The 12,439-nt window shown below is 54.0% G+C and carries 11 protein-coding genes; 5 read left to right on the top strand and 6 right to left on the bottom strand.

Going from position 1 to position 12,439, the window contains the following annotated elements; genetic code table 11:
* Positions 1-68 precede the first annotated feature (68 nt).
* The 3 genes from HMPREF2596_RS00385 to HMPREF2596_RS00375 all read right to left on the bottom strand — a co-directional run bounded on the left by HMPREF2596_RS00385 (position 69) and on the right by HMPREF2596_RS00375 (position 3,266).
* Positions 69-428 (bottom strand): DUF2628 domain-containing protein, encoded by a 360-nt coding sequence (locus tag HMPREF2596_RS00385; RefSeq protein ID WP_036492509.1) that lies wholly within the window; start codon positions 426-428, stop codon positions 69-71.
* 131 nt (positions 429-559) lie between these two features.
* The gene (locus HMPREF2596_RS00380; protein WP_070848848.1) at positions 560-1,858 is read right to left on the bottom strand and encodes a M16 family metallopeptidase; all 1,299 of its coding nucleotides are present in this window, start codon (positions 1,856-1,858) and stop codon (positions 560-562) included.
* A 58-nt stretch (positions 1,859-1,916) separates the two neighbouring features.
* Positions 1,917-3,266 carry a M16 family metallopeptidase gene (locus HMPREF2596_RS00375; RefSeq protein WP_070848846.1) on the bottom strand — a complete coding sequence of 450 codons (1,350 nt, stop codon included), beginning with the start codon at positions 3,264-3,266 and terminating at the stop codon, positions 1,917-1,919.
* Positions 3,267-3,460: 194 nt separating this feature from the next.
* On the opposite strand from HMPREF2596_RS00375, the gene HMPREF2596_RS00370 reads away from it, so the two are divergent.
* On the top strand, positions 3,461-4,639 hold the full coding sequence (locus HMPREF2596_RS00370; RefSeq protein WP_070848844.1) for a phosphoglycerate kinase: 1,179 nt from the start codon (positions 3,461-3,463) through the stop codon (positions 4,637-4,639).
* A 95-nt stretch (positions 4,640-4,734) separates the two neighbouring features.
* On the opposite strand, the gene yccS is transcribed toward HMPREF2596_RS00370, so the two are convergent.
* From yccS to HMPREF2596_RS00355, 3 genes are all read right to left on the bottom strand, one after another.
* Positions 4,735-6,876 (bottom strand): YccS family putative transporter, encoded by a 2,142-nt coding sequence (gene yccS, locus HMPREF2596_RS00365; RefSeq protein ID WP_070848842.1) that lies wholly within the window; start codon positions 6,874-6,876, stop codon positions 4,735-4,737.
* Between the two features lie 163 nt (positions 6,877-7,039).
* On the bottom strand, positions 7,040-8,269 hold the full coding sequence (locus HMPREF2596_RS00360; protein WP_070848840.1) for a PilT/PilU family type 4a pilus ATPase: 1,230 nt from the start codon (positions 8,267-8,269) through the stop codon (positions 7,040-7,042).
* 86 nt (positions 8,270-8,355) lie between these two features.
* Positions 8,356-9,402, bottom strand: coding sequence for a type IV pilus twitching motility protein PilT (locus HMPREF2596_RS00355; RefSeq protein ID WP_070822537.1), 1,047 nt, complete (start codon positions 9,400-9,402; stop codon positions 8,356-8,358).
* 117 nt (positions 9,403-9,519) lie between these two features.
* Here HMPREF2596_RS00355 and HMPREF2596_RS00350 point away from each other — a divergent pair, with 117 nt between their 5' ends.
* The 4 genes from HMPREF2596_RS00350 (at position 9,520) to dksA (ending at position 12,302) form a co-directional block, all read left to right on the top strand.
* On the top strand, positions 9,520-10,218 hold the full coding sequence (locus HMPREF2596_RS00350) for a YggS family pyridoxal phosphate-dependent enzyme (protein WP_070848838.1): 699 nt from the start codon (positions 9,520-9,522) through the stop codon (positions 10,216-10,218).
* A gap of 76 nt (positions 10,219-10,294) precedes the next feature.
* On the top strand, positions 10,295-11,092 hold the full coding sequence (gene proC, locus HMPREF2596_RS00345; protein ID WP_070848835.1) for a pyrroline-5-carboxylate reductase: 798 nt from the start codon (positions 10,295-10,297) through the stop codon (positions 11,090-11,092).
* Positions 11,093-11,094: 2 nt separating this feature from the next.
* On the top strand, positions 11,095-11,652 hold the full coding sequence (locus tag HMPREF2596_RS00340) for a YggT family protein (RefSeq protein WP_070584544.1): 558 nt from the start codon (positions 11,095-11,097) through the stop codon (positions 11,650-11,652).
* A gap of 233 nt (positions 11,653-11,885) precedes the next feature.
* Entirely contained in the window at positions 11,886-12,302 is a 417-nt protein-coding gene (gene dksA / locus HMPREF2596_RS00335; protein ID WP_049344904.1) for an RNA polymerase-binding protein DksA, read from the top strand.
* Positions 12,303-12,439 lie beyond the last annotated feature (137 nt).

The following is a 12,439-nucleotide window of genomic DNA, read 5'->3' as shown; positions in this document are numbered from 1 at the left end:
CCGGTAAAAAAGGCCGTCTGAAACTTGTTTCAAGGTTTCAGACGGCCTTTATGTTTTAAGAATCCGATTTATTTTTCGTATTCGGAAATGTATTGTGCGACAGCAGCTTCCGGATTATTGGCCTGAATGATTTTAGGTGCTTCTTGATAGCCGCGTTTTTTCAGATTTCCTTCACGCAATTTGTTGCCTTGTAAGCCAAGTACAATGCCTACACCGAAGCCAAGTGCGCTGACAAGGCTTCCCATGGCCGGATTGTCACCGGCGATTAAATTCAAAATTATAAATACAACAAAGATTCCGATACCCAAACCCCATATTTTTTTCACGCATGCCCAGATGCCGCCAAAGAAAAATGCAGGCCAAGACCAACCTTGTTTGACAGCTTCATATTGACCTGTCGGATTTTTGAATATTTTGTAAGTTTTCATAAAATATATTCCTTTTACGATCAAAAATTGAAAAAACAAGTGATTGTATCACGATAACATAAATAATTTGAATAATTAGGAAAACAGGCCGTCTGAAAAATCTTTCAGACGGCCTGTTGTTTTAAAGCGTTTTATTCTGCGCCGACAACGACGGTGTTGAGGTCTTTGAATTTGACGCGGCGTTGCCATGCGTCGCGGACTTGTTCGACGGTCAGGCTGTTGATGGCTTTGGGGTAGGCTTCCAAGTAGTCGTTGGGCAGATCGTAGAGGCCGATCAGGCTCAGGTAGTTAAGCAGTTTGTCGTTGGAGTCGTAGCGCAGGGGGAAGCTGCCGACGATGTTGGCTTTGGCCTGTTTCAGTTCGGCTTCGGTCGGGCCTTCGGCGATAAACTGCTCGATGACGGCTTGGGTGTCGGCCAGTGAGGCTTTGGTGTTTTTCTTTTGGGTGGAGTAGGAAACGGCAAACGTGCCTTCTTCTGTCGCCGGGGCGAGGCTGCTGTATACGCCGTAGGTGTAGCCGTGTTGGTCGCGCAAAACTTTCATGAGGCGGCTGTCGAAACCGCCGCCGCCGAGGATGTAGTTGCCGGCAACGAGGGCGTAGTAGTCGGGGTCGTGGCGTTTGATGAGGGAGGTGCCGAGCAGGACTTGTGCCTGTGTGCCGGCAAAGGGGATATCGCGGCGTTGGGCGGTTTGTTTGGGAACGGGCGGGATGGCGTGGGTTGCGGTGGCTTTGGCCGGCAGGTCTTTGAGGACGCGATCGACCAGTTGCTCTGCCTGTTTGCGGTTGAGGTCGCCGACGATGGCGACGATGGCGTTGTCTTTGCCGTAGTGGGTGCGGTGGAAGGCGCGGATGTCGTCGAGGTTGACGCGTTTGAGGCTGTCAACGGTTATGTTTGCGCCGCTGCCGTAGGGGTGGTTCGGGTAGATGAGTTTGGTCAGTTCGCGCGTGGCGGTATAGTCGGGGGTGGTTTCTTGTTGTTGCAAGCCGGTAATGGATTGGGTTTGACGGCGGCGGAAAACGGCTTCGTCAAAGCGTGGATGGGTTAGCGAGTGGTTGAGCAAGTTGGCGGCTTTGTCGCGGATGTCGGCTTTGCTGAGGCTGCGGAAGCCTGCGGACGCGCTTTCGGCATTGCTGTCGCTGCTGATTTGTGCGCCGATGTTGTCGGCTTCGGCATTGAAGGCTTCTTCGTCCAGCTCTTGGGTGCCGTCGGTCAGAAGGGCGGCGGTAAATTCGGCAACTTGGCTTTTGCCGTCCGGATTGGCGACGCTGCCTGCGCCCTTGAAGCTGACTTCAAGGTCGATGATGGGGTTTTCGTGGCGTTCGACAAGGAGGATTTGGGTGCCGTCGCGGTTGCGCCAGCGTTGGATGTCGGTGGCGGCTTGGACGCTTAAGGGCAGGAGTAGGGCAAGGGCGAGCAGGGTGGGTTTCATGTTGTGGCTTTCTGTTAGGGCCGTCTGAAAGGGGGTGGGCTTTCAGACGGCCTGATGTTTATCGGCGTTTGGCAGCTTTTTTGCTTAGCGCGGCGGCAGGTTTTTGCGGTTCGATGATGACGGTACTCATGCGCTCGTCGGTCAACATCCGGGCGGCGGCCTGTACTTCTTGCGCACTGACGGCCTGCAGGCGGCGGTGGATTTCTTGTTCGTCGGTATATTGGAAACCGCGCGCTTCGAGGCGGCCCATCATGGAGGCTTGGGAAGACATGGAGTCTTTGGCGTAGATTTCGTTGACCGCTGCTTGGGTTTTGACGCGCTGCAATTCTTCTTCTGAAACGCCGTGGTCGGCAATGTCTTTGATTTCTTGGCGCAGCTGGGCAATCAGAGTATCGGTTTTCACGCCTTCGGCAGGCATGGCTATGACGCTGAACAGCGGCATTTCGCGGCTGATGATGTCGTAATGCGTTCCTGAGCTCAATGCGGTTTGCTTGCCGCGCACGAGGTTTTTGTCAAAACGGCTGGACGCGTTGCCTGCCAAAATATCGGAGAGGATGTCGAGGGCGAAAGGCATCGTGTCATCGAGTTTTTGGAGTTTCGGCACACGGAAGTTGATGGCAATCAGCGGCTGGTGTGTGACCGGAGAAGTGGCTTTGACTGTAACAGGCTTGCGCAAATAGGGTTCGGTATGGAGTTTGTTGCGCGGCGGCTGGGCTTTGGCGGGAATATCGCCGAAGAGTTTGGCGGCCGTCTGAAGCGTTTGTTTGGCATCGACATCGCCGACAATGACCAATACGGCATTGTTGGGCGCGTAATATTGTTTGTACCACGCGCGCAAGTCGTCGGCTTTGAGGGCGTGCAAATCTTTCATGTAGCCGATGACGGAGGCGCGCATGGACGGTTGGGTAAAGGCGGCAAGATAGGCTTGCTCCCACATTTTGCCGTCGGCCGTGTCTTCCGTGCGCTGGCGGCGTTCTTCGCGGATGACGTTCATCTCGTTGAGGAATTCTTTGTCGCTGAAGTTGAGGTTGTGCATGCGGTCGGCTTCGAGCTTCAGAATCTCGGGCAGGTTGGCGGCGGCGACGTTTTCGTAATACACCGTTTCATTGCGGTTGGTGTAGGCGTTGTTTTGCCCGCCCAGCTCGGACACGCGGCGGTTGAACTCGCCGGAGGGAACATCTTTCGTGCCTTTAAACATCATGTGTTCCAAAGCATGGCTCAGGCCGCTTTTGCCCGGTTTTTCATCCACGCTGCCGATTTTGTACCAAATCTGCGAAACGGCCACTGGCGCGCGGTGGTCTTCTTTGACGATGATTTTCAGACCGTTGGGCAGGGTTTCAGAAAGCGTCTGCGCCCATGAAGCGGTAGGCAGCGCGAAGGCAAGCATTAAAGCAATTCGGCGTAACATGGTTCAATCCGTAAAATGAAAATCAATCGCCAAAGTATAGCGGAAAATCTGCAAAGATTGGCCGAATGTTTCAGACGGCCCGGGCCTTATCTGCTGATTCACATCAAGCGCGGCCGTTGCCAATCTTTACCGTCGCGCCTCATTCGCGGATAATCCCAAACATTCCCGTTTCCAACCATCACAAAGGAATCATCATGGCATTTTTGAAACTGACCGAACAAAATGTTCAAGGCAAAACCGTTCTGATCCGCGCCGATATGAACGTACCGTTCAAAGACGGCAACATCAGCGACGACACCCGTATCCGCGCTTCGCTCGCATCTATCAAATACTGCTTGGACAACGGCGCGTCTGTGATCGTGATGACCCACCTCGGCCGTCCGACCGAAGGCGAATTCCATCCTGAAGACGATGTAGCGCCTGTTGCCGCGCATTTGGGCAAACTGTTGGGCAAAGACGTGAAAGTATTGAACGACTGGCGTGAAAACAAACCGACTTTGAACGCCGGTGATGTCGTGATGTTGCAAAACGTGCGCATCAACAAAGGCGAGAAGAAAAACGACTTGGAGCTGGGCAAAGCCTACGCTTCTTTGTGCGACGTGTTCGTTAACGACGCATTCGGTACCGCCCACCGCGCCCAAGCTTCGACTGAAGCCGTTGCCCAAGCCGCACCGGTTGCCTGCGCCGGTGTGTTGATGGCGGGTGAACTCGACGCTTTGGGCAAAGCCCTGAAACAACCGGCTCATCCGATGGTCGCCATCGTTGCCGGCAGCAAAGTGTCCACCAAACTGACCATCCTCGAATCTTTGGCCGACAAAGTCGACCAACTCATCGTCGGCGGCGGCATTGCCAATACATTCTTGCTGGCAGAAGGCAAAGCCATCGGCAAATCTTTGGCCGAACACGATTTGGTGGAAGAATCCAAAAAAATCATGGCGAAAATGGCGGCCAAAGGCGGCTCTGTTCCGCTGCCGACCGATGTGGTTGTCGCTAAAGCCTTTGCCGCCGATGCGGAAGCGGTGGTGAAAGACATTGCCGACGTTGCCGAAGACGACATGATTTTGGACATCGGCCCGAAATCCGCCGCTGCTTTGGCCGAGCTGCTCAAAGCCGCAGGCACCATCGTTTGGAACGGCCCGGTCGGCGTGTTCGAGTTTGACCAATTTGCCGGCGGTACCAAAGTATTGGCCGAAGCGATTGCCCAAAGCGATGCGTTCTCGATTGCCGGCGGCGGCGACACTTTGGCGGCGATTGCCAAATTCGGCGTAACCGACCAAATCAGCTACATCTCCACCGGCGGCGGCGCGTTCCTCGAATTCTTGGAAGGCAAAGAGTTGCCTGCCGTTGCTGCTTTGGAGAAACGCGGCGCATAATCGGTTTTAATCTCGATGGCTGAATAAAGGCCGTCTGAAATCTGGAAATCAGGTTTCAGACGGCCTTATTTATTTTGTTGAAATGTGTTATCGGTTTAGGCGGTTTGCGTATCCGACTGTCTGTGCAATGCCTGATAACACGGCGCAAGTTGGCGGATGATGAGGTCGAGCTGGTGTTTGAGGATTTGGTTTTGTTGGGACTGCTCTTTGTCGGTCTGTTCCAAATCGGCAAACTCCTGTCGGATGGCTTCGATGCTTGCATCGAAGGTGGCCGGGTCGGTTTGCGGCATTTGTTTGAGGAGTTCGGCGATGTGGTGGGTCAGGCGGGCATATGGGGCGAAGGTATCGCTGCCGTCGTGATGAACCTGGTCGCGGTATGCGCCGAGCGCGGAAATGTGGCCGGTCAGTGCATAGCTGGTTTTGAGCAGGGTAAAACCGTCTTGCAGGCGGTCTTGGTATTTTTTCGGGTTGCTGCTCATGTCGGATAAGGTGCTGCTGAGGGCGGCAGTGCTTTCGTGGGCTTGGCGGCGGGTAAGGCGGTAGTCGACATCGTCTCGGCTGCCGTTTTGCAGCTGGTCGAGGATGGCGTCGAGATAGCGGCCGTTGGCAGTGATGGTCTGGGCGGCGGTGTGGCTGAGGGTGAGGTAACGCCAATCGGGCCAGAGGTAGGTGGCGGCAGCCCATGCGATAACTGAACCGACGATGGTGTCGATGATGCGGATGGGCATGGCGTGGTACACGTCCAAACCGGCAAGCGAGAGGCTGGTCAGGGCTTGGATGGTGATGAAGAAGGTGGAGAAGCTGTATTTGTAGCTTCGGGTCATGAAGAACAGGGTGGTGCTGGCGATAACAATCCAGAGCTTGGTTTCAACGGATGGGGTGAAGTAAGGGACGAGCGAACCGACAATCACGCCGAGAATCGTGCCAGCAATGCGTTGGTATACGCGGCTTTTGGTGGCGGTGTAGTTGGGCTGGCAGACGAAAAGGGCGGTCAGCAGAATCCAGTAGCCGAGGTTGAGATGGAGGATTTCGACAATGATGCAGGCCGCGGCCACGACGATGGAGAGACGGGTGGCATGGCGGAAGACGCTGGAGTCGAAATTGAGCTGGCTGAGGACGGTTTCGCCGATATTGCGGAACTTGGTGTTTTCAAGGGCGGCGATGCGGGTGTCGGCATTGTCGTTTTCGGCAAGGGACGCATCGTTTTGCAATTGCCGCAGTTGGTAATCGACGCTGCTGAGGTTGTCGAGCAGGCGGCGGATATTGTGGAGGTTGGCATTATCGGCATGGGTCTCGGCAAAATGGCTGAGGGATTGGCGGCAGCCTTCCATGGCGCGGCCGAGGCGTTTGCTGTATGCGTAGGGTTTGTTGTTGCGCAGGGTGGCGGCAATGTTGCGGCACGCCTGACCCTGCATTTCGAGCAGGCGGCGGATGCGAAAGATGAGGTCGGTGTTTTTGAGCTGCTCGGCCATTTCGCTGTAATCGACGTGAGCGGAGCTGATGCGTTCGTGCATGTCTTGCGCGCTGAGGTAGTAGCGCAGCATTTTGGCGGTGCGCGGATGGCGGTGTTGGCCGCGTAATCGGTAGAAAAGTGCGGCACGGCATTGGTTGAAGGCGGTAATCACGCCGGTGTTGCTCATGGCCAAGTCGATTTGGCGGTTGCCCAACCATGCGGCTTCGTCGGGGTCGAAAAAGTCGGCTTTGGCATCGAAGTAGTTGCTGAGTGCGTCATAGGCGTTGGCGACGGTTTCTTGGACGGGGCGGTGGGGCAGGATGATTTGGAAGATCAGGGTGTTGACGCTGTATAGGACTGTGCCCAGCAGAATCATGACGGGATTGGTCAGCCAGTAGCTTTCGGGGGTGTAGGTCAGCGTGGTGTAGGTGGCGACGGCGAGCGCACCGAAAGCGATGGTGCGGTATTTGAGGCCGACGGTGCCGAGGATGGTGAAGCCGAAAGTCATCAGGGTCATGGCCAAGATGAAGGGAACGCCTGTGCCGATGGTGCTTTGGGCAAGCAGTGAGGAGAGGGTAAACAGGGCGACGGTGATGACGATGTTTATCAGACGGCCTGTGAGGCGGTTGTCCAAATCGACCAAACCGCCGGCAATAATGCCGAGTACGAAGGGCATCACCAGTTTGGGCGTGTCGAAGTGCCAAACGAGGGTGGCGGCGATGAATACGCTGGCGAAGACGGGTAGGGAGGCAATGATCAGAGGTTTGAGCGGTGGGGTGTTCATGGTTGGGTTGTTTTATTTGTTATGAGATGAATGATTGGATTTTAACAGGATTTTCAGTCGGTTTCAGAATGCTTGAAATAGGATAAGGCCGTCTGAACGGATACGGCGAAATGCTTGATTTCGTTTCCACATCTGTTCAGACGGCCTTGTTTGGCCTGCGTCATCAGGTCATCAGGTTGAGGTCGCTGATGCGGTCGTAGAGACGCTCGGTATTGTTGCCCTCGTCGTGCATTTGAATGCGCAGGCGCAAATCGTTGGCGGAAAACGCTTGGCGCAGGGCTTCGCTGAGTTCGATTTGGCCTTGTGCGTAGAGGTTGAAGAGGTTTTGGTCGAACGTCTGCATGCCGTTGCTGCCGGAGCGTGCCATCAGGTCGCGGATTTCCAGCAATTCGCCTTTGAAAATCAGGTCCTGCATGGCTGGAGTGTTGAGCAGGAGGTCGGTAACGGCCGTGCGTTGGCGGTTTTTCTTGACGACGAGGCGTTGGCCGATGATGCCGACGAGGTTTAACGCCAAATCCATCAAAACCTGTTGGCGGCGGTCTTCCGGATAGAAGTTGATGATGCGCTCGATGGTTTGGGAGGCTGTGCTGGCGTGGATGGTGAAAACGCACAGATGGCCGGTTTGAGCCAGTTGGAGGGCGTATTCCATGCTTTCTTCGCTGCGGACTTCGCCGATGCAGACGACGTCGGGTGCTTGACGCATGGCACTTTGAACGGCGGTTTTCCAGTTGTCGGTATCGATGCCGATTTCGCGTTGGGTGAAGATGCTGCGGCAAGGTTTGTAGATAAATTCGATGGGGTCTTCGATGGTAACGATATGGCTGGGCAGCTTTTGGTTGCGGTAGTTGAGCATGGAGGCCATGGTGGTGGATTTACCCGAACCGGTCGGGCCGGCGAGGATCAGCAGGCCGCGCGGCGCGAGTGCAAGCTCTTGGAGCTTTTCGGGCAAACCGAGGGTCTTCATTTCGGGAATGTCTTGGCTGACGCGGCGCAATACCATGCCGACGCGGCCTTGCTCGTGGTAGGCGTTGACGCGGTAGCGCGTGTTGCTGCGCGATTGGACGGAATAGTTGATTTCCCAGTCTCGGTTGAAGGCTTCGAGCTGGTCGGGGTTCATGGTGGATTCGGCGATAGCGGCGGTGTCCGCGCCGGTCAGCGCTTTGTGGGGCATGGGCGTGAGGGTGCCGCCGACTTTGATGGCAGGGGGAAAGCCTGCGCTGATGAAGATGTCGGAGGCGTTGCGTTTTTCAGCCTCTTCACACATGCGGTCGAGCAGGGGGTGAAGATGCGTGCCGATTTCGGCCGGGGTGGGGATGTGCGGTGCTTGGTTTTTTTGTGAGTAGGCTTGCACCATTTCGCTTAACAGGTCGTGCAGAGGGGCGAGGTCGCTCATGATGATTCTCTTTAAAACGGGTATTCGGTCAGGCTCAAAGGCCGTCTGAAAACGGGATGATGGGGTTCAGACGGCCTGAGTATGGTTTAGAAAATAGAGAGGTTTTCGATGTTTTGCGCCTTGCTGCGTGCCATCTCGGGGCTGATGGTGCCTTGGCGGACAAGGGTTTGCAGGGCTTGATCGAGGGTTTGCATACCGTGGGCCTGACCGGTTTGAAGGGCGGCGTTGATTTGGGCGATTTTGTTTTCGCGGATGAGGTTGCGCACGGCCGGTGTGGAAATCAGGATTTCGTGCGCGGCGACGCGGCCGTTGCCGTCGCGGGTTTTCAGCAGGGTTTGGGAAATGATGGCGCGCAAGGACTCGGACAACATGGAGCGCACGATTTCTTTTTCGCCGGCTGGGAATACGTCGACAATACGGTCGATGGTTTTGGCGGCGCCGGTCGTGTGCAGCGTGCCGAAAACCAAGTGGCCGGTTTCGGCGGCGGTCAGGGCGAGGGAGATGGTTTCAGGGTCGCGCATCTCGCCGATCAAAATCACGTCGGGGTCTTCGCGCAGGGCGGAACGCAGGGCGTTGGTGAAGCTGTGGGTATGCTGATGCAGCTCGCGTTGGTTGATGAGCGCTTTTTTGCTTTGATGGACGAACTCAATCGGGTCTTCGATGGTCAGAATGTGGGCCGGTTGGGTTTCGTTGATGTAGTTGACCATCGCCGCCAGCGTGGTGGATTTACCCGAACCGGTCGGGCCGGTTACCAAGACCAAACCGCGCGGATTTTCGGCAATTTTTTGGAAAATGCGCGGCGCACGCAATTCTTCCAGCGTCAGGACGGTGCTCGGAATGGTACGGAATACGGCGGCCGGGCCGCGTTCGGTCATAAAGGCGTTGACACGGAAACGGGCAACATTAGGCAGCTCAAATGAGAAATCGACTTCAAAATCTTGTTGATAGAGCTTGCGCTGGTGGTCGTTCATGACCGAGGTAATCATGGTACCGACTTCTTCCGAGCTCATCTCGGGCAGGTTGATGCGGCGGATGTCGCCGTGTACGCGTATCATAGGGGAAATGCCCGAACTCAAATGGAGGTCGGAGGCTTTGTTTTTCACGCCGAACGCGAGTAAGTCGGTAATCTGCATAATGTGGCCTTGTTTTGGTTTAGAATAATAAAATCGCTTTATTTTAAATAGATAAATCCGTTCGACCAAGTAAAATTTTCAAAATGCCGAGTGATGAACGGGTTAAAGGAGAAAACCATGTCGGTATTGCAACAAAACTATCAGGACGTATGCCGGTCGGTTGAACAGGCGGCTGAGGCTGCAGGGCGGACTGCGGATGCGGTAAAGCTGGTGGCGGTCAGCAAGACGTTTCCGGCAGACGATATCCGCGAAGTGTATGCGGCCGGTCAGCGCGATTTTGGCGAGAACTATATTCAGGAATGGTTTGAAAAAACGGAAACGCTGGCTGATTTGCCGGATATTGTTTGGCACGTTATCGGCGATGTGCAGTCCAATAAAACCAAATTTGTGGCCGAACGCGCACATTGGGTGCATACGATAGGCCGTCTGAAAACGGCGCGGCGCTTGAGCGAACAAAGGCTGTCTGAAATGCCGCCGTTGCAGGTGTGCATTGAAGTGAACATTGCCGCGGAAGAGGCGAAACACGGCGTGGTACCCGATGAAGCGGTCGGGCTGGCCCTTGAAGTGGCCAAGTTGCCGAATATTAAAGTGCGCGGATTGATGTGTGTGGCCAAGGCCGACAGCAGCGACGATGAGTTGCGCAGCCAGTTTCATACCATGCAGCGGCTATTGGCTGAGTTGAACGCGGCAGGTGTCGAAGCAGATGTTTTGTCTATGGGGATGTCCGGAGATATGCCAATCGCGGTAGAATGCGGCGCAACCCATGTCCGCATCGGCAGCGCGATTTTCGGCAAGCGGCATTATCCTCAAGCGTAAAATTAATGGCCGTCTGAATAGGGCAGACAGTAGTTTCAGACGGCCTGATCGATATCACAAAGGAGTGACATATATTATGAATATCTATTTTCTCGGCGGCGGCAATATGGCGACTGCCATTGCAGGCGGTTTGGTCAAACAAGACGGCTATCGTGTCCACATTGTCGAACGCGGCACCGAAAGACGGGAGCAACTGGTGCAAGAATTGGGCGTAGCCACTTCTGAAAACCTGCCCGAATTGAGTGCGGACGATGTCCTCATTCTCGCCGTCAAACCGCAAGACATGCAGGCAGCCTGTCAAAACATCCGTTTAAATGGCGCGCTGGTGTTGTCCGTAGCGGCTGGTTTGTCCATCGATACCCTCAGCCAGTATTTGGGCGGCACACGCCGTATCGTGCGCATCATGCCCAATACGCCGGCCAAAATCGGCTTGGGCGTATCCGGTATGTTTGCCGATGCAGGCGTTTCAGAAGCAGACCGTACAGCTGCAGACGGCATCATGCGCTCTGTCGGCACAACCGTTTGGCTGAACGAGGAAGAGCAACTCCACAATATTACCGGCATCAGCGGCAGCGGCCCCGCCTATGTTTTCTATTTGTTGGGCGCGCTCCAAAATGCGGCTTTGGCACAAGGTTTTAATGAACAAGACGCACGCGAACTGAGCCTCGCTACATTTAAAGGCGCAGTGGCTTTGGCCGAACAAACCGGCGAAGCATTCGCACAATTACAGCAAAACGTAACTTCCAAAGGTGGCACGACACACGAAGCCATCGAAACCTTCAAAGCCCGTCACGTTGCCGAAGCCATCGAACAGGGCGTAGAAGCCTGCGTCAAACGTTCGCAAGAAATGGCGCAACAATATAAGGCCGTCTGAACATGCGCGGCGACTTGCTCTTATTATTGGCAGACGCTGTTGCCATCCTGTGTATCACGCGCTTTTTGCTCCGATACGCAGGATTGGCAGCAGAACACCCCCTGCTCAAATTCAGCATACAGGCAACAGGCTGGCTGACCAAACCTTGGCAAAAAGCATTTCCATCCGGTAAGAAAACCGATTGGTACTGTTTGCCTTCAGGTTTTCTGGTGTACTACCTTGCCTGTACCGCCATTATTTTCATCTCGCCGGCGCTGTCCATCAGCAATAAGCTGATTTTGGCAAACTTTTGGTTTGCCGTACTCCATATGCTGAAAGCCGCGGCCTATACATTATTTATCGGTCTGATTATTAGAATGGTGTCCAGCATACAGGGCCGCTATTCGCCGTTGACTTATGCCATCGAACGAATTCTACAACCATTGCTCAAACCGTTTTCCTTCTTGCGCGTAGGGCGATACGATTTTTCAGGCAGTTTGTTGGCACTCTTATTATGGTTGTGGCTGGCCCGATGGTTTCCCCAACTTATCCAGCAAACCAACCTATGGTTGCTTCAATAGGCCGTCTGAAAGCGCAGCAGGTATTAACGACCAAAAATACAACGTCCTAAAAAGCGCTTTAATACATTTAGGTGTAAGGTAGTGCAAAAAAGTGCAAATCGAAATATAAAGAACAAATGAATAGGTAAAACATGATATGATTCGCCCAATTTCCAAAACGGAAATTCAAGAAAACCCAATAAAAGCAAACCCGTAGCATCCAAATCATTAACAACAAACCGAAAGCAGACACCATGGCAAAGCTGACAGAACAAGATATTTTAAACTGGGATGGTCCTGAAGAGGACTACATGAACAGCGACCAATTGGCCTTCTTCCGCGAACTACTGGTTAAAATGCAAGAAGAGCTGATTGAAAATGCAAACACCACTACCGGCCATCTTCAAGAGCACGAATCCGCTCCCGATCCTGCTGATCGAGCTACTCAAGAAGAAGAATACGCTTTAGAACTGCGCACCCGCGATCGTGAGCGTAAACTTCTCAATAAAGTGCAAGCGACTATCCGCAGCATTGACGAAGGTGATTACGGTTTCTGTGCCGATACCGGCGAACCCATCGGCCTCAAACGCCTGCTGGCACGTCCGACCGCGACATTGTCCGTAGAAGCGCAAGAGCGACGCGAACGAATGAAAAAACAGTTCGCCGACTAAGAATATAGATATAGAAACCTCAAAAGGCCGTCTGAAAGAGCATTTCAGACGGCCTTTGTTTTGTATTTTTTGTATGTATGGATAGTGTAGAAAGGTTGTTGGAGTTTTTTTATAAAATAAAAACCCTGTTAAAACAG

This window comes from Neisseria sp. HMSC078C12 (genome assembly GCF_001838065.1).
GTDB lineage: Bacteria > Pseudomonadota > Gammaproteobacteria > Burkholderiales > Neisseriaceae > Neisseria.
The sequence above is the reverse complement of the archived record's forward strand: the minus strand, read 5'-3'. Positions and strand labels throughout refer to the sequence as shown.